The organism is Mycolicibacterium iranicum (assembly GCF_014190915.1).
Classification (GTDB): domain Bacteria; phylum Actinomycetota; class Actinomycetes; order Mycobacteriales; family Mycobacteriaceae; genus Mycobacterium; species Mycobacterium iranicum_B.
In genome coordinates, this window is record NZ_JACHVU010000013.1 from 82536 (window position 1) to 98858 (window position 16323).

The 16323-nt window shown below is 69.2% G+C and carries 17 protein-coding genes and 1 pseudogene; 10 read left to right on the forward strand and 8 right to left on the reverse strand.

What is annotated here, in order from left to right; genetic code table 11:
- Positions 1–15 precede the first annotated feature (15 nt).
- Complete coding sequence (locus FHR72_RS22360) at positions 16–750, forward strand: DUF4333 domain-containing protein (RefSeq protein ID WP_183472317.1); 735 nt, start codon at positions 16–18, stop codon at positions 748–750.
- A 121-nt stretch (positions 751–871) separates the two neighbouring features.
- On the opposite strand, the gene FHR72_RS22365 is transcribed toward FHR72_RS22360, so the two are convergent.
- Positions 872–1825 (reverse strand): DoxX family protein, encoded by a 954-nt coding sequence (locus tag FHR72_RS22365; RefSeq protein ID WP_183472320.1) that lies wholly within the window; start codon positions 1823–1825, stop codon positions 872–874.
- Positions 1826–1901: 76 nt separating this feature from the next.
- Complete coding sequence (locus FHR72_RS22370; RefSeq protein WP_183472323.1) at positions 1902–2822, reverse strand: LysR family transcriptional regulator; 921 nt, start codon at positions 2820–2822, stop codon at positions 1902–1904.
- A gap of 48 nt (positions 2823–2870) precedes the next feature.
- Here FHR72_RS22370 and FHR72_RS22375 point away from each other — a divergent pair, with 48 nt between their 5' ends.
- The 3 genes and pseudogenes from FHR72_RS22375 to FHR72_RS22380 all read left to right on the forward strand — a co-directional run bounded on the left by FHR72_RS22375 (position 2871) and on the right by FHR72_RS22380 (position 5304).
- Complete coding sequence (locus FHR72_RS22375; protein WP_183472326.1) at positions 2871–3665, forward strand: enoyl-CoA hydratase/isomerase family protein; 795 nt, start codon at positions 2871–2873, stop codon at positions 3663–3665.
- 153 nt (positions 3666–3818) lie between these two features.
- Positions 3819–4187, forward strand: a pseudogene (locus FHR72_RS26660) (cation:proton antiporter domain-containing protein); the annotation flags it as partial.
- Positions 4188–4293: 106 nt separating this feature from the next.
- On the forward strand, positions 4294–5304 hold the full coding sequence (locus FHR72_RS22380; protein WP_311736231.1) for a cation:proton antiporter: 1011 nt from the start codon (positions 4294–4296) through the stop codon (positions 5302–5304).
- A gap of 72 nt (positions 5305–5376) precedes the next feature.
- On the opposite strand, the gene FHR72_RS22385 is transcribed toward FHR72_RS22380, so the two are convergent.
- Positions 5377–5916 carry a hypothetical protein gene (locus FHR72_RS22385; protein WP_183472328.1) on the reverse strand — a complete coding sequence of 180 codons (540 nt, stop codon included), beginning with the start codon at positions 5914–5916 and terminating at the stop codon, positions 5377–5379.
- Positions 5917–6040: 124 nt separating this feature from the next.
- Here FHR72_RS22385 and FHR72_RS22390 point away from each other — a divergent pair, with 124 nt between their 5' ends.
- Together FHR72_RS22390 and FHR72_RS22395 are read left to right on the forward strand one after the other, a co-directional pair.
- Positions 6041–6907: an EamA family transporter gene (locus FHR72_RS22390; protein WP_183472330.1), complete on the forward strand. Its 867-nt coding sequence runs from the start codon at positions 6041–6043 to the stop codon at positions 6905–6907.
- A gap of 19 nt (positions 6908–6926) precedes the next feature.
- Positions 6927–7274, forward strand: a complete 348-nt coding sequence (locus FHR72_RS22395; RefSeq protein WP_183472332.1) for a hypothetical protein — start codon at positions 6927–6929, stop codon at positions 7272–7274.
- A gap of 25 nt (positions 7275–7299) precedes the next feature.
- Here the strand turns inward: FHR72_RS22395 and FHR72_RS22400 are convergent, their stop codons facing one another.
- The 4 genes from FHR72_RS22400 to FHR72_RS22415 all read right to left on the reverse strand — a co-directional run bounded on the left by FHR72_RS22400 (position 7300) and on the right by FHR72_RS22415 (position 11409).
- Positions 7300–8157 carry an ABC transporter permease gene (locus tag FHR72_RS22400; RefSeq protein ID WP_183472334.1) on the reverse strand — a complete coding sequence of 286 codons (858 nt, stop codon included), beginning with the start codon at positions 8155–8157 and terminating at the stop codon, positions 7300–7302.
- Positions 8154–9029, reverse strand: coding sequence for an ABC transporter permease (locus FHR72_RS22405; protein WP_183472336.1), 876 nt, complete (start codon positions 9027–9029; stop codon positions 8154–8156). The genes FHR72_RS22400 and FHR72_RS22405 overlap by 4 nt, the downstream gene beginning before the upstream one ends.
- 4 nt (positions 9030–9033) lie before the next feature.
- On the reverse strand, positions 9034–10218 hold the full coding sequence (locus tag FHR72_RS22410; RefSeq protein ID WP_183472339.1) for a polyamine ABC transporter substrate-binding protein: 1185 nt from the start codon (positions 10216–10218) through the stop codon (positions 9034–9036).
- Positions 10219–10290: 72 nt separating this feature from the next.
- Positions 10291–11409, reverse strand: a complete 1119-nt coding sequence (locus FHR72_RS22415) for an ABC transporter ATP-binding protein (protein ID WP_183472504.1) — start codon at positions 11407–11409, stop codon at positions 10291–10293.
- A gap of 351 nt (positions 11410–11760) precedes the next feature.
- Here FHR72_RS22415 and FHR72_RS22420 point away from each other — a divergent pair, with 351 nt between their 5' ends.
- Positions 11761–12192, forward strand: coding sequence for a type II toxin-antitoxin system Rv0910 family toxin (locus FHR72_RS22420; protein WP_183472342.1), 432 nt, complete (start codon positions 11761–11763; stop codon positions 12190–12192).
- Positions 12193–12214: 22 nt separating this feature from the next.
- Here FHR72_RS22420 and FHR72_RS22425 read toward each other — a convergent pair whose 3' ends face one another.
- On the reverse strand, positions 12215–13654 hold the full coding sequence (locus FHR72_RS22425) for an MFS transporter (RefSeq protein WP_183472345.1): 1440 nt from the start codon (positions 13652–13654) through the stop codon (positions 12215–12217).
- 134 nt (positions 13655–13788) lie between these two features.
- Here FHR72_RS22425 and FHR72_RS22430 point away from each other — a divergent pair, with 134 nt between their 5' ends.
- From FHR72_RS22430 to FHR72_RS22440, 3 genes are all read left to right on the forward strand, one after another.
- On the forward strand, positions 13789–15168 hold the full coding sequence (locus FHR72_RS22430) for a purine-cytosine permease family protein (protein WP_183472348.1): 1380 nt from the start codon (positions 13789–13791) through the stop codon (positions 15166–15168).
- A gap of 91 nt (positions 15169–15259) precedes the next feature.
- Positions 15260–15742 (forward strand): TspO/MBR family protein, encoded by a 483-nt coding sequence (locus FHR72_RS22435; RefSeq protein WP_183472353.1) that lies wholly within the window; start codon positions 15260–15262, stop codon positions 15740–15742.
- A gap of 9 nt (positions 15743–15751) precedes the next feature.
- The gene (locus FHR72_RS22440; protein WP_183472356.1) at positions 15752–16270 is read left to right on the forward strand and encodes a phosphate-starvation-inducible PsiE family protein; all 519 of its coding nucleotides are present in this window, start codon (positions 15752–15754) and stop codon (positions 16268–16270) included.
- Positions 16271–16323 lie beyond the last annotated feature (53 nt).

The following is a 16323-nucleotide window of genomic DNA, read 5'->3' on the forward strand; positions in this document are numbered from 1 at the left end:
GACGGGATCACACCCATGAGGAAGGTCTTCGGTCCGCTCACCGCGCTGGCGGCAGCGAGCGCGGTGGTGTCCGGTTGCCACGTCCAGCTCGCCGACGGCCTACCGGTGGTCACGACCGAGGATCTGCAGTCCGACATCGCGCAGCGTTTCGGTGATGCCGGGCAGCGGCCGCAGTCCGTCTCGTGCAAGGAGCCCCTCGTCGGCGAGGTCGGTCAGGTGGCGCGCTGCGATGTGGTGATGAGCCCGACCAACAGCTTCGCGCCGATCGTGACCGTCACCAGCGTGGAAGGCGCCACGATCGACTACGAACTGGTGCCGGCACTGTCAAAGGAGCAATTGGAGCGGGCCGTGGTCCGGTTGATCGACGAAGCCGGTGGGCCACCGCCGTCCGAGGTGAGGTGTCCGGGCGGGCTCACGGGCCGGATGGGGGAGGCCGCACAGTGCGACGTCGTCACCTCAGGTGTCACGTTGCGCCGGACTGTGGAAGTCACCAGCGTCGAGGGGTTGATGATGAACTTCGACCTGGTCCCGATCCTGACCAGGTCCGAGGTGGAGAAGTCGCTGCTCGACGATCTGTCCCGTCATCTGAGCCGGCGGCCCGACTCGGCGACCTGCACGGGCGATCTGGAGGGCAAGCCGGGCAACACGGTGGACTGTGCTGTGGTCGCGGGCCCGGAGCGCGCGGCTTTCCTTCTCACGGTGACCGCGGTCGACGGCACGAACATCGATTACAGCTACGCCCCGCGGTGATGAAAAGGGTTGCGGCACCGACTTTCTGACGACATAGAGAAAGACAGAACCGCGGCGCCGACACTCTGGTCGGCGCCGCGGATCGGTGTCCAGCGTGCGGCCCACAGGGCCGCGGACGCGATCAGCGCACGCGGCGCTTCTGCTTCTTGGCCTGCTTCTTGGCTTCCTTACCGGCGGACTCGGCCAGCAACGCCGCCCGGTCGCGAGCGAGCTCGGCACGGTCGCGCGCCAGCGCCGCCCAGTCGGTACCGCGGTCGCGCGCCAGCTCGGCCAGTTCCGGGGCCCGGTCACGGGCGCGGTCGGCGAGGTCACCGCTGCGGTCGCGGGCGATCTCGGCGAATTCGCCGCCGCGCTCGCGGGCGATCTCGGCCAGCTCGGCGCTGCGCTTCTGGGCGATCTCGGCCAGTTCACCGCCGCGCTCGCGGGCGACCTCGGCCCACTTCCCGCCGCGGTCCTTGGCGACCTCGGCCAGTTCCGAGCCGCGTTCACCGGCGATGTGCGCCAGTTCGCGTCCGCGCTCGGCCCCGACCTGCAGGCCGTGTCCCACCTTCTCGGCGAGCGCGCTGTCCGACAGCGAGCTGCCCGCGGCCGCGCCGGCCGGCAGGGCGGCGGTGACCGCCCCGGAGACCTTGCGCGCCGCACGGCGGCCGCGCCAACCCAGCGACGGCTTGCCCTCGGTGTCGACCGCAGCGATGATCAGACCGCCGATGAGGCTGATGTCGGTGATGAACGCCCGCCGCTCGTCGGCCTTGCGCTGCGGATCGACCTCGCTCCAGAAAGCATGTCCGCCAAGGGAACTGGGGACGACACTAAGCGCCAGTGCGGCGGAGGCCAACCGGGGGAGTTTTCCGGTGGCCAGCAGCAGGCCGCCGCCGATCTGCACGCCGGCGGTGACCTTCGCGACGGTCTCGGCGTCGGAAGGCACGTTCGTGCCGACCGGGTCGGGCAGCTTGCTCAGTCCTTCGAGGGTCTGGCGAGAGGCGTCGGTCGCTGGTTTGGGGCTTCGGAGAGCCTCAATCCCACGCGAGATGAAGACTGCGGACAGCATCGGGCGCGCAACACGTCGGATCAACATGCGGCCTGTGTTCCCACGCGCACACGGCTGCAAACCCGCCGTATCGCGCCGGCGTGTGCACGCCGTCGGGTCCCTGTCACCGGGCCGGACCCGCTTCGGGGCGGGGCCACTGCGGGTGCCGCCGATCGGTCGACGCCTGTCGCATCCTGTCCAGAACGGCGCGCAGGGGGGACCAGTCCGAACGACGCCTGCGGGTGACCGCATACGCGGTCAGCGTGACGTCGGGGTCGCGCAGGGCCAGCACGCTGACCCCGGGCCCGGTCGGTCTGCCCAGTGGGAGCAGTCCCACGCCGAACCCGGCCACGATCAGGTCCTCCACCAGGTCCAGGCTGTCGATCTGGTGCGCGATGCGCGGGGTGAACCCGGCCAGTGACGCCAGGGTGCGCACGGCCGTCTCGTCGGCGGTGTTGCGGGAGTTCACGATCCAGGTGGACTTCGCGAACGCCGTCAGCCCGGTATCGGGTGGCGTCCCGGCCGGGACGCCCAGGCCCCACCCGATCGACCACAGCGGGGTCACCTCCATGCTCGGACCGGGCGAGGCGGGAGCCAGGTTGTAGTCGTAGGTCAGCGCAAGGTCGAGGTCGTCGCCGGTGAGCAGCGCGAACGCTTCGACGGGTTCGTACTCGCTGATGACGACATCCACCCCGGGATGCCGCGCGGTCAGGCCGCCGATGATGGGCAGCAGGGAGACCCGGATACCGGTGGCGAAGCCGCCCACGCGCACCGTCCCCGCCGGTTCCGCGTCGGGGTCGAGGTCCAGCCTGGCCGCGTCGACGGCGGCAAGGATGCTGACCGCGTGGTCTGCCAGCCGTCGACCCGCCGGCGTCAGCCGGACACGGCGGCCCTCGGGCTCGATCAGCTGCGTGCCCGTGTCGCGCGCCAGCGCCGCGATCTGGGCGCTCACCGTCGAGGTGGTGAGGCCGTGCTCGTCGGCCACGGCGCGCATCGATCCGAGCCGGGAGAGAGCGAGCAGCAGTCCCAGGCGCCGTGTGTCCATCCCACGATTGTCTCCAGTGGTCGGCCGCGCAGTCGGTAAGTTCGCCGCATGGCCGACCTGACCGTCACCGTCAGCGACGGTGTCGCGGTGCTGACCCTCAACCGCCCGCAGCGACGCAACGCCTACACCTCCGAGATGGGAGACCTGCTCAACGGTGCGTACCGGGACTGCGACGCCGACGACGGTGTGCGGGCCATCGTGCTGACCGGTGCGGGTGAGGCCTTCTGCGCGGGAGCGGATTTCGGGCAGGGAGACCCGTTCGCATCCGCCGGGGACGCGTTCACGGCCTCGCCGACGGACCCTGCGGCGTTCGAACTGCGCACCCCGGTCATCGCGGCGGTCAACGGCCATGCCATCGGAATCGGGTTGACCATCGCGCTGCACGCCGACATCAGGATCATGGCCACCGACGCGAAATACGCGGTCGCACAGGTTCGTCGGGGGGTCGTCGGGGACTGCATGTCGCACTGGACGTTGCCCCACCTCGCGGGCGCGGCCGTGGCAGCCGACCTCCTCCTGACCGGGCGCACATTCGACGGCACCGAGGCCGCCGCCCTGGGAATCGCCAGCCGCACGCTGCCCGCGGCCGAGGTGTTCGGCGCTGCGATGGCCGTCGCCCGCGACATCGCGACCAACGTCGCGCCGATGTCGGCCGCTGTGAGCAAGCGACTGCTCTGGGACACGATGATCGAGGGCCTCAGCGCCCGCCAGGTGGCGGCCCGGGAGACCGCCGCGCACCGCCGCCTGCTCGGCGGGGCCGATGCCCGCGAGGGAGTGGCCGCCTTTCTCGAGCGCAGGCCACCGCGCTGGACGGCGTCGGTGTCGCGGGAGTGGGAGGCCTGATCAGGGCCCCGCGGTTCAGCGGCCCCCGGCGGGGTACACCGGCGCGGCAACTGTCGACCGACGTGGACGGGATGTGGCGTGGCCGAACTGACCCTGCTGATCGTGTTGTTCGCCGCAACCGCGGTGCTCGCACCGATCGCCGAGCGCATCAGCATGCCGTACCCGGCCGTGCTGCTGATCTTCGGCATGCTGCTGGCGCCGATCCCCGGGCTGCCGCTGCCCGCGGTGGATCCGAAACTCATTCTGCCGCTGATCCTTCCGCCACTGCTGTTCGCCGCGGCGCGCCGGACCTCCTGGCGCCAGTTCCTGGACAACCGGCGCGCCATCGGGCTGCTTGCGATCGCGCTGGTCGCGGTGACCGCGTTCACCGTGGGGGCCACCCTGGTCGCGATCGTGCCCGGGCTGCCGCTGGTTGCCGCGACCGCGGTCGGTGCGGCGGTCGCCCCGCCGGACCCGATCGCGGCGACGTCGATCGCGGGCAAACTGCATCTGCCGCGCCGGCTGCGCACCATCCTGGAGGGCGAGGGGCTGTCCAACGACGCGACCGCGCTCGTCCTCTACGAAGTCGCCGTCGCGTCGGCGCTCACCGGCGCGCTGTCGCCGGGGCCGCACGGCGACCACTCTGGGGGTGGCCATCGTCGTCGGCGTGCTGACGGGCCTGCTGGTGGCGGTGTGCGCGCGGTGGGTGCTGACCAGGCTGCCGGCGCACCCGGCGGGAACCGCGCTGGTGCTCGTCTGCCCCTTCGCCGCGTACACCGCCGCCGACGCGGTGCACGGCAGCGGAGTGCTGGCGGTCGTCACCCTCGCCCTGTCGTTGAGCCGCTACAGCGATGCGGAATCCGCACAGACCCGGCTGGTGAGCCTCACCACCTGGGAGGTCGTCGAACTCCTCGTCACCGGCGCCGCCTTCGCGTTCGTCGGCCTCGAGCTGCGCGCCATCATGCAGAGCACCCCCGGCTCGTTGACCACACTGATCGTGCAGGCGCTGGCGGTCACCGCGGTGGTGATCGTGCTCCGGTTCGCATGGATCTTCCCGGTCGCGACCCTCGACGAACGCCTGCACCGGCGGCGAGGCGCCGTGGCCGAACCGATCGGGTGGCGCGAGATGACGGTGTCCTCGTGGGCGGGGATGCGCGGTGTCGTCACCCTGGTCACCGCTCTGGCTCTGCCTGCGGCCTTCCCTGAACGCGACCGGCTGGTCTTCATCGCGTTCGTCGTGGTCATCATCACCCTCCTCCTGCAGGGACTCACCCTGCCGGTACTGGTGAAGGTGCTGCGGGTCAGCGGGGACGACGCCGCGCTCGACGACCTCGAGCAGTCGCTGATCCGTCGCGCCCAGGACGCGGGGATGCGCCGACTCGACGAGCTCCGTGCTGCCGGAGACGTCGCCGACGACGTCGTCGATCATGTCGAGGAGAACGCGGCCCGAATGTGGCACGCCATCGGTCTGCGCGACGGTGACCGCGAGCCCCACGGTGCACCGGCCTCGGACCGTATCGGGGAGATCGACGTGGTGCGGGACTCGATGCTCGCGGCGGCCCGTGAGGTGGTGCTGGCGGCGCGGTCGGAGTCCGGGACCGATCCCGGAGTCGTCGACGACGTCCTGCGGCGACTGGACGCCCGCGGCACGATGCCCTGACCGCCTGCGCGAGGGCGACGGTCAGGGCATCGGTCGGACGTGTGCTGTGGTGACTACCGGATGCTGCTGTGGCTACGGGGCCGGGACAGTGCCACAACCCACACCGGGGATGCAGCCGGAAGCGCCACCGGGGCCTGCGGCACCGCTGGGTCCGCCGGGGATGGCGCCCGCGGCGCCGCCGGGTCCTGCGACACCGCCGGGTCCGCCCGGAATGGTGCCCGCGGCTCCCGCCGGTCCTGCGGCTCCGGCAGGTCCGCCGGGGATGGCGCCCGCTGCGCCGCCGGGTCCTGCGACACCGCCGGGCCCGCCGGGGATGGCGCCCGCTGCGCCGCCGGGTCCCGCGACACCGCCGGGCCCGCCGGGGATGGCGCCCGCTGTGCCGCCGGGTCCTGCCACACCGCCGGGTCCACCGGGCACCGCGCCTGCCACACCGGGGGCGGGCGGGGGCGGAGGAACGGCGCCGCATCCGGTGCCGGTCATGTCGTAGCACCCGGGCGGGCCGCCTGCCGGAACCGGCAGGAGGGACGCACCACCGAGAGGTGCGGTGGCGATCGCCGTGGCGGCGGCCGCGGTGAACATCAACGGGGAGTATCGCTTCAGAGTCCTCAGCATGACGCGCCTGTACCACGCTTCGGAGATCTCAAACATCGGCGGCGGCGATTGTTCGCTTTTTCCGAACGGTATGTCCGTCGAAAACGCGTGGACCGCGACGGTGGCCGTCCCGTTCAATGCAGACATGGCCAGCGATCAGGTTCGCACGGGCGCCTTCATGGCGGTGGGCTCGATGCTGTGCGTACAGCTCGGTCTTGCGATCGCCGTCACGCTGATCGACGACATCGGCGTCGAGGGCGTGGCGTGGCTGCGGCTGGCCTGGGCCGGCCTCCTGTTCCTCCTCATCGTCCGCCCCCGTCGAAAAGCATTCACCCGCAACAGCTTTCTGTTGAGTGTGCTGCTCGGGGTCATCACCGCGGGCATCACGCTGCTGTTCATGGCGGCCCTCGACCGCATCCCGCTGGGGACCGCGAGCGCACTGGAATTCCTCGGGCCGCTCGGCGTCGCGGTCGCCCGCGGGCAGGGGCGGGGCCGCTGGATGTGGCCGGCGCCCGCCGCGGTCGGGGTGCTGCTGCTGACCCAGCCGTGGGATGCGGCCGTGGACCTCGTCGGCGTCGCCTACGCACTGAGCGCGGCGGCGTGCTGGGGGGCCTACATCCTGGTCACCCAGAAGGTCGGCGACGCGGTCAGCGGGATCAACGGATTGGCCGTGTCGATGCCGGTGGCCGGTCTGGTCGCCACCGTCACCGTCGGTCCCGGTGTGATCGCGGAGATGACGCCGCACGTGCTCCTCGTCGGGCTCGGGTTGGCGATCCTGCTGCCCGTGGTGCCGTTCGCCTTGGAATTCCTGGCCCTGCGGCGGCTCACCACCGCGGCCTTCGGCACGCTGATGGCCCTGGAACCGGCCTTCGCCATGCTGCTCGGATTCGTCGTGCTCGACCAGCGGCCCGGCACCCTCGGCATCATCGGTATCGGCTTCGTCGTGGCGGCGGGCATCGGGGCCGCCCGCACCGGGGCCCGTGCCGCTCCGGTCCCTCTCGAGGTGGGGTAGACCCGGCTAGCGTGAACCCATGTCCCGAGGAATCTTCGACTCGCCGGTGGTCGGTCTCATCAACGCCGGTGCGGCTCGTGTGATCGACGCGCCCATCATCGGCTCGCTGGTGCGACGCAGCATGGTGGTCATCCGCTACACCGGTAGGCGGTCCGGAAAGACGTTCGAGACTCCGGTCAACTACCAGCGCCGCGGCGGCGCCGTGGTGATCCGCGTGATGGCGCCGGACAAGAAGACCTGGTGGCGCAATTTCACCGGGGACGGCGGGTCGCTGACGCTCCGCGAATTCGACGGCGCCGACCGCACCGGACATGCCGTCGCCCGTCGTGATGATCGTGGACGGGTGACGGTGACCGTCACGGTCTAGGCGCCGCGGGCGCAGGTGCCGCTGCTCAGCTCTCGAACCTCCTGCGGCGGTACAGCGTTCCGATACCCAGCAGGACGAGACTGACCACCAGGATGGCGGTCGCGAGCACGTTGATCTGCGGCGGGACGGCCGCCTTCACCGCCGCGTTCACGTACAGCGGGTAGGTCACCTCCGAGCCGCTGACGAAGAACGTGATGATGAAGTCGTCGAGCGACAGGGCGAAGGACAGCATCGCCGCCGCGACGATGCCGGGCACGATCAGCGGCAGCGTCACCTTGAAGAAGGTCCGGGCCGGGCCGGCGCCCAGATCCAGAGAGGCGTCCTCAAGGGTCCAGTCGAATCCGCGCACCCGGGCGCGCACCGTCATCGCGATGAAGCTGACCTCGAACGCGATGTGCGACAACACGATCGTCAGGTAACCGGCGGTGGTGTTGAAGTCCAGGAACAGGGTCAGCAATGCCGCACCCATCACCACCTCGGGGGCGGTCAGCGGCAGCACCAGGAAGGTGTCGACAGTCCGCTGCCCACGCCACCGCTGCCGCACCAGCGCGATCGCGACGAGGGTGCCCAGCACCAGCGCGACCGCCGTCGACACCGCCGCCACGTTGAGGCTGAGTTTCAGCGCCTCGGTCAGCGGCGGATACTTGAACGGGTCCAGCCAGTTGTCGAGCGTGAAGCCCTGCCAGGTGTAGTTGAACTTGCCCGCCGGTTGGTTGAACGAGAACAGCACGATCACGAAGATCGGCAGGAACAGGTACAGCAGTACCAGTACGGCCACGAGGCGCAGCAGCACGTCGCCCCAGTTGCGGCGTGCGCGAACCTTCTTCGGTTGCGGATCCTGCTGCGCGGCGGTGGCGATCGCGGCGCCGGCCTGCATGGTCATACGAGATCCTCCGTGCCCAGTGCGCGGGTGTAGAGCAGGACCCCGATCAGGATCAGCAGCATCAGCCCGAGGCTCAGTGCCGCCGCGGCAGGGTAGTCCTTGACCACCAGGAACTGCTTCTGGATCACGTTGCCGATCATCGTGGTCTGGGTACTGCCGAGGTAGTCGGCGTTGATGAAGTCACCGACAGCGGGGATGAACACGAGCATGCTCCCCGCCAGGACGCCGGGCATCGCCAGCGGCAGGATCACCTTGCCGAACGCGCGCGGAGTCGAGGAGTACAGATCCTTGGACGCCTCGATCAACCGGGGATCGATCTTCTCCAGGCTGACGTAGAGCGGCAGGATCATGAAGATGATCCAGTTGTAGGTCAGACCGCCGATGACCGCCCAGCTGGTCGATAGCAACCGGCCCTCGTCGGGCAGCATGCCGATCGCGCCGAGCGCGCTGACCACCCACCCTTCGTCGGCGAGGATCGTCTTCCACGCGATGGTGCGGATCAGGAACGTGACGAAGAACGGCAGGATCACCAGTCCGAGGATCAGGTTCTTGAATCTGCCTGCCTTGAACGCGATCACGTACGCCAGGGGGAAGGCCAGGAGAAGGCACAGCAGGGTGGCGACGAACGCGTATCCGAACGACCGGAAGATCTGCTCGCGGTAGAGCGTGAAGGCCTCGGCGTAGTTCCCGAAATCCCAGGCGAACGACAGGGTCGGCATGAACACCGACCCGCCGGTCTCCGAGAGCGAGGTGCGCGCCAGGGAGAAGAACGGCACCACGAAGAAGATCGCGAGGTACGCGAGTGCCGGCAGAACCATCAGATACGGAGCGACCTTGCTCCGCTGGCGGCTGCTGGAGGCAACACCGGCCATGGCGTCAGCCGCCGGTGACGGCGGCGTACGCGGTGTTGTATTCCTGCGTCTGCTCGTCGGTCAGTGGTGCCCAGCCCTTGGACTTGGCCAGCACCTCGGGGGACGGGTTGATCAACGGGTTCGCCGCCGTGGCCGGGTCGATCTTCTCCAGCTCGGCGGTCATGTCCGACAGCACCGGCACGTACTGGACGTAGGCGACCAGCTTGGCGTAGTTGGCCCTGTCGTAGACGTAGTTGATCCACGCCTCGGCGGCCTTCTGGTTCTGCGTGGTGTACGGGATCACCATGGTGTCGACGAACGTGGTCGCACCCGACTCCGGGACCACGAACTGCAGGTCGGGATTGTCGGCCTGCAGCTGCACGACGTCGCCCGAATACGCCTGTGCCACAGCGATGTTGCCTGCTGCGAGGTCGTCGGCGTAGTCGTTGCCGGTGAAGCGGCGGATCTGGCCCCGGTCGTTCTGTTCGCGCACCAGGTCGATGGCCTTCTGCACCGACTCCGTGGAGGGGTTCTCGGGCGAGCTGCCCTGCGAGAGCATGATCATGCCCAGGCCGTCCTGCGCATCCGAGAACAGGCTCACTCGGCCCTTGAACGCCGGATCCCACAGGTCGTCGATGGTGCGGATGTCGCGCCCGGTGGCGGCGCGGTTGTAGGCGAGTCCGACGAGACCCGACATGTAGGGCGCGGTGAACTTGCGGCCCGGGTCGACGCTGGCCTCGATGAGGTCGGGACGGATGTTCTTCTTGTTCGGCACACCCTCGTCGCTGATGTCGTTCAGCCAGCCGAGCTGGTGCAGCCGGGTCGCCAGGAACGTGGTGGGGACGGCGAGGTCCGCGCCGATGTCCTGCTTGCGCGACAGCGGTTCCTTGACCTTGGCGAACCACTGCTCGTTGTCGTTGAAGTCTTCCTTGTAGTCGACGGTGATCCCGGACGCGGTCTGGAACGCCGCGACGAACCCGTCCGCCATGTACAGCGGCCAGTTCGAGATGCGCAGGGTGCCGCTGGCCGGGCCCGCAGATTCCGAGCTGCTGGTCGACGAGCCGGTGTCGGAGGAACCGCAGGCGGCCAGGAACGACGAACCGAGCGTCAGGCCTGCCGCCGCCGCGGCGCTACCGCCGAGGAAGCGCCGCCGGGACGTGCGGCTGGCGGTCATCCGGGCCAGCAGGGTGGGATCGATCTCTCGGGACATGGCGGGGCGTGCCTTTCGTCGGCTCCGGGGAGGGGGTGGGGGCGAGGTGGGCTGGGTGTGCCCGACACAGCGTCAGGAGTCGTCGAGCATCTCTTCGAGATCCTCGGTGGTGGGGATGTCGTCGCCCGGCAGGACCAGCGACGCCTCGGGCGCCCAGCTCACATACACCTCGTCGCCTGGCCTCAGCAGAGGGAGTTGCTGCTCGGGGCCGACGTGCGCGATGACCGTCGACCCGTCGGGGGCGGCCAGCGACAGCCGGACGACGGGGCCCTGGAACGTGAGGTCGGAGACGGTGGCGCGCACGCCTGCGGCGTCTCCGGCGGGGGCGTCCATCGACACGTGGATCCGCTCGGGGCGCACCATCAGCGTCGCGTGCCCACCCGGTTCGATCGTGGTGTCGCCGGCCCGCGCCTGCAGCGTCGAACCCAGGACGTCGATCTCGACGAAGTCCCGGTTGGCGCGCCCGGTACGGCGGCCGGCCCACAGGTTGGCCTGGCCGATGAAGCTCGCCACGAACACCGTCGACGGTCGGTCGTAGATCTCGGTCGGCGTGCCGATCTGCTCGACGTTGCCCGCATTCATGACCGCGATGCGGTCACTCATCGTCAGGGCTTCTTCCTGATCGTGGGTCACGTAGATGAACGTGATACCCACCTCGCGCTGGATGCGCTTGAGCTCGAACTGCATGACGTGGCGCAACTTGAGGTCGAGGGCGCCGAGCGGTTCGTCGAGCAGCAGTGCGCTGGGGTAGTTCACGAGCGCGCGTGCCAACGCGACGCGCTGCTGCTGGCCGCCGGAGAGCTGGGCGGGTTTGCGTTCGGCGAAGTCGCTCAGGCGCACGATCTCCAGGAGTTCGTCGACGCGCTTGCGGACTTCTCCTTTTCCGATCTTCTTGCTGCGCGGTCCGTAGGCCACGTTGTCCCACACCGTCATGTGGGGGAACAGCGCATAGTGCTGGAACACCGTGTTGACGTTGCGCTTGTTCGGCGGAGTCTTGGACACGTCCGCGCCTTCGAGGCGGATAGCCCCTTCGGACGGTGTCTCGAATCCGGCGATCATCCGCAGGGTGGTCGTCTTCCCGCAGCCCGACGGGCCCAGCATCGAGAAGAACTCTCCCGATGCGATGGAGAAGTCGGCGTCGGCGACGGCGATGTAGTCGCCGAAGCGCTTCGTGACATGGTCGATCTCGATGACCGGGCCGCCCGTGGAACGGGTGGCCGCGGATGCCGCCGTCTGATCTGCAGCGGTCGTATGTGTGCCGGTCAGGGCAGGTCCTCCTCGGTTACGGCTGCGTGGCCGTGGGTAAACCTTCGCGGATGACGCGGCCCTTCGCAAGTGATTCCGCAACGAATTTACATTTCCACAATGGATTCCTTCGCCCAACCGGCCGTTCGGCACGAGAATCCGCGTAAAAAGTCGCGTCGGACCGATGCCGGTCCCCACCGGTCGGCATCGCGGTCGGTCGCGTCGTCAAGTGTGTCAGTCGCTTCGCGGCCCGCGAGGCTGTTTACGCCCGCGTATACCCGGGGTAGGGAGTAGGGCATGGCGACAGTCGATGTGTCCGTGACGTCCGATCTGAGTCCCGAGCGAGCCTGGAAGCTGGCCTCCGACCTGCAGCGGTTCGACGAATGGCTGACCATCTTCGGCGGATGGAAGAGCCCGGTGCCCGCCGAGATCGACGTCGACACCCAGGTGTCGTCCCTGATCAAGGTCAAGGGCTTCCGGAACGTCATCCACTGGCGGGTCACGCGCTATGACGAGCCCAAGGAGATCGAGCTGGTCGGCAACGGGCGCGGCGGCGTCTGCATCGCCCTGACCCTTCAGGTCGAGCCCGCCGGAGCAGAAGGTTCGTCGTTCCGCGTCGTGGCCGAGCTCACCGGCGGTCTGCTGTCCACTCCGGTGGGCAACGTCGTCGCCAAGGTCATCAAGGGTGACGTGAACCGCTCGGTCTGCAACCTGGCCGAACTGCGCTGAGCGATCCCGCAGGAGGCGCCGGTCAGCCCCACTCGTGGTTCATCGCGCGCTGCTCGCAGCGGGCCTCCTCGGATTCTGTCGCCCGGTGCCGGGGCCGCGATATCGCGATGAGCGTCATGGCCAGCACCGCAGTGCCGGCGCCGGCCAGGAAGATCGCGGTGAAGCTGCTCTCCAGCGGCACCCCTGATTCCGAGGTGCGCGCCAGCAGCACGGCCACCACCGCGGCAGCCATCGACCCGCCGACCGTTCGGGCGATGGCGTTCATGCTCGTGGCGACGCCTGTCTCACCCGCGTCGCTGTCGGCCACGACGAGCGCGGGCAGCGCACCGTACCCGAGGCTGATGTAGGCGTTGGCGAGGATGTTGGCGACGATGACCTGCCATGGCGAGGCGTGCAGGAAGGCGATCAGCAGGAAGCCGGCGATGCCGACGAGGGCGGCGACGACCAGCACCGGCCGCGCGCCGAACCGGTCGATGAAGCGACCGCTGATCAATGCGACGACGAATCCGGTGAGTGCCCCGGGCAGCAGGTAGACGACGCTGGCTTCGAGCACGCCGGCGCCGAAGCCGAACCCCGCGGTCGCGCGCTCCACCTGGACGAACTGGGTGAGTCCCAGGAACGCGAAATACAGCCCCATGCCGACGAAGATGGTCGCGAGGTTCGTGAACAACATCGACCGTTGCGCCAACATCCGCGTCGAGACCAGCGGCCGTGCGGTGCGTTGTTCCCACCGCCACCAGGCCACCAGCACCGCGACACCGCCGACGGCACACGCGAGCGTGCGCGGGGACGACCACCCCCACGCGTTGGCCTGGGTGATCGCGAGCAGCAGGGCCGACAGTCCGACGGCCAGACCCGCAGCGCCCAGCCAGTCGATCGAACCCGCGGTGCTCCGTGGCCGGTTCGGGACGAGCACCACGACGATCAGGATGACGACGACCGTGAACGCGGTGGTGAGCCAGAAGACGCGGTGATATCTCGCGTCGCCGTTCATCAGTAGCCCGACGACCACCAGTCCGGTTCCGCCGCCGAAGCCGAGGGTGCCCGAGAGCACCGACATGGCCGACACCATGCGCTCCGGCGGGAGCTCTTCGCGCAGGATCGCGATGCAGATCGGGTAGAGGGCGAACGACGCCGCCTGCAGGACGCGCGCGACGATCAACAATGCCAGCGACGTGGTGGTCGCGGCCAGCACCGAACCGATCAGGACCACGGCGAGCACGCCGAGAAGCACCCGTCTCTTGCGGTACAGGTCGGCGAGCCGCCCGATCAGTGGCGTCGCCGCCGCGGCCGCCAGCAGGTTGGCCGTGACCGCCCAGCTGACCCCGACCGGCGAGGCGTCCAACTGCTCGGCGATGACGCCCAACACCGGAACCACGGCGGTCTGGAGCACCGCGACCGTCAGCACCACGATGCTGAGCCCGATAACCAGCAGCCGCGGCCGTCGGACCGTCTGGCGCACGCCCACTCCTGTCGTCAGCGAAGACCCCCAGTTCGTTAGCTCATCTTCAGTTCTCGTCGATTATGGCGCGTGCGACCTCAGCACAGCCAATCGGTGAGGGCGCTCCGGGCCGACCCCGCGCACCGTGGTCGAATATGGCCATGGCGCAACGAACCTCGGATAACGTGTTCAGCGGCCGTCGGCCGTCCGGTGCGGGCGACCTGTCCGTCGAGACGCACGGCATCGCGCCGATCCCGGAAGCGCACCGCTACGGGACTGCGGGGCGCTTGTTCACCGTGTGGTTCGCCCCGCAGGTCAACATGACGGGTGTCTTCACCGGAACGCTGGCGATCGTGCTCGGCCTCGGCTTCTGGCTGGGTCTGCTGGCGATGGTGATCGGCACGGTGCTCGGGGCCCTGGTGGTCGGATACCTGTCGACCTGGGGCCCGCGGACCGGCGCCGGCCAGCTGCCCAACGCGCGCATGGCCTTCGGTGGCACAGTCGTCGTTCCGGCTGCGCTGCAATGGGTTTCGTCGGTCGCCTGGGACGCGCTGGTCGGGTTGTTCGGCGGCGAGGCGCTGTCGGCGCTCCTCGGTATCCCGTTCTGGTCGGGTGTGCTGATCGTGCTCGGGGTCCAGGGCGTCGTCGGCTTCTTCGGCTACGAGTTGATCCACCGCCTCCAGGCGGTGCTCACGGTGGTCCTGTTCGTCACGTTCGTGGTCTTCGCCGTCAAGCTCGTCGGCGGTCACGAGATCGCGGTTCCGGCGACGGCAGCCGGCGCCGACCTCGTCGGGGCGTTCGTGCTGGAGGTGACGATCGCGTTCAGCCTGTCCATCTCCTGGGCGACCTATGCCGCCGATTTCAGCAGATACCTGCCCGCCGGGGTGTCGGCGCGCCGCGTCTTCGCCTTCACCACCGCGGGTTTGGCGGCCGGCTACGTCTTCGTCCAGGGCGTCGGTATCGCGGCGGCCAGTGTGGTGGGGGAGCACACCGTCGAGGGTGTGCGCGCGGTGATGGGTGGCGGTGTGATCGGCGGACTCGCGCTGCTGGTGATCGCGGTGGCCTCCATCGGGTCCGGGGTCATGAACGACTACAGCGGATCCCTGGCCCTGCAGACGATCGGTGTCCGGGTGCGCCGCCCTCTGTCCTCGATCATCGTCACAGTCCTGGCCTTCATGCTCATCCTGTGGCTGCACGCCGCCGACACCGCGACGCGCTTCACCGACGTACTGCTGCTGATCAGTTACTGGATCCCCGCCTTCGTCGCGGTGGTGGTCATCGACTGGCGTATCCGGTCGAAGGGTCGCCCCACCGTCGATCCCGGCTCGGAGACGACGACGGGCCGCGACGGCCTCGCGGCGCTGGTCGTCTTCCTGGCGGCCTATGCCGTCGCCGTCCCGTTCATGAACACCTCGCTCATCCAGGGTCCCGTCGCAATGGCATGGCACGGCGCCGACATCGCCTACTTCGTCAACGGACTGGTCGCTGCCGCGCTCTACGGCGGCTATCGCGCTCTGAGCCGCCGCGGCCGCTGATTCGTCCGGCGCAGCACGGGGTACTGACACTGCCGCTAGCGTCACAGCTGACACTGCCCGAACAGGCAGCGTCCGCCGGAAAGGACACCACATGCGCCCATCCACCCTCGCCAAGACCGCGGCCGGATCATTCGCCGCGGCTGCCGCAGGCGCGCTGGCGACGCGGCCCGCCGTGCAGTCGCCGTGGTACGGGCGGCTCAAGAAGCCGGGGTTCCAGCCGCCCCGCCAGGCGTTCCCGATCGCGTGGAACATCCTGTACTCCGACATCGCCGGCGTGTCGGCGTCGACGCTCGACACCCTGTCCGACCGTGGGGACAGCGAGCAGGCACGCGCCTACACCCGGGCGCTCGGCCTGAACCTGGCCCTCAACGCGGGGTGGAGTTGGGTCTTCTTCAATCGGCGTCAGCTCGGAGCAGCGTCACTGCTGTCGGGCGCGTTGACTGTCAGCAGCGCCGATCTCACCCGCCGCGCCGCCGCAGTGAATCCCAAGGCCGGCGCAGCACTTTCGCTGTATCCCCTGTGGTGTGCGTTCGCGACGGTGTTGTCGACGCGCATCTGGCAACTGAATCGCTGAGGCACGCGCGTGACCGAGAAGTCGGAGGAGCCCGAAGAGCGTCAGCGCCTGGCCGACCGCATTCTGAGCGCGCTCGAAGACGCGATCTACTGGGCCATCGCGGTGATGCTCGTCATCGGTTCCGGTGCGCTGCTGGTGAGTCAGTTCAACACGATGCTGAGGCTGCGCAACACCCCAGCCAACACGATCATGCTGGAGATCCTCGACGGACTACTGCTGATCTTCATCTTCGTCGAGCTGCTCTACGCGGTGCGGACATCGCTGCGCTCCCACGAGATCGTCGCCGAACCGTTCCTCATCGTCGGGATGCTCGCGGGAATCAAGGAGATCGTCGTGCTGTCGGTCGAGGCCGCGACGCTGCTCGACAAGGGCCCCAACTTCGCGCGCGCCGTCGTGGAGATCGGCGTGCTCGGGGGTGTGGTTCTCGTCCTGGCGCTGGCGGCGTTCATCCTGCGAGGGCGGCGCCCGGGCCAGGACACGGGAACGAGGGTCAAGGAAGAAGAGTCCGAGGCCGCCTCGGACCGATAGTCGGGATGATCGCCGACCCCGGCGCGGCAGCCCGGGCGTCGTCACGGTCTACT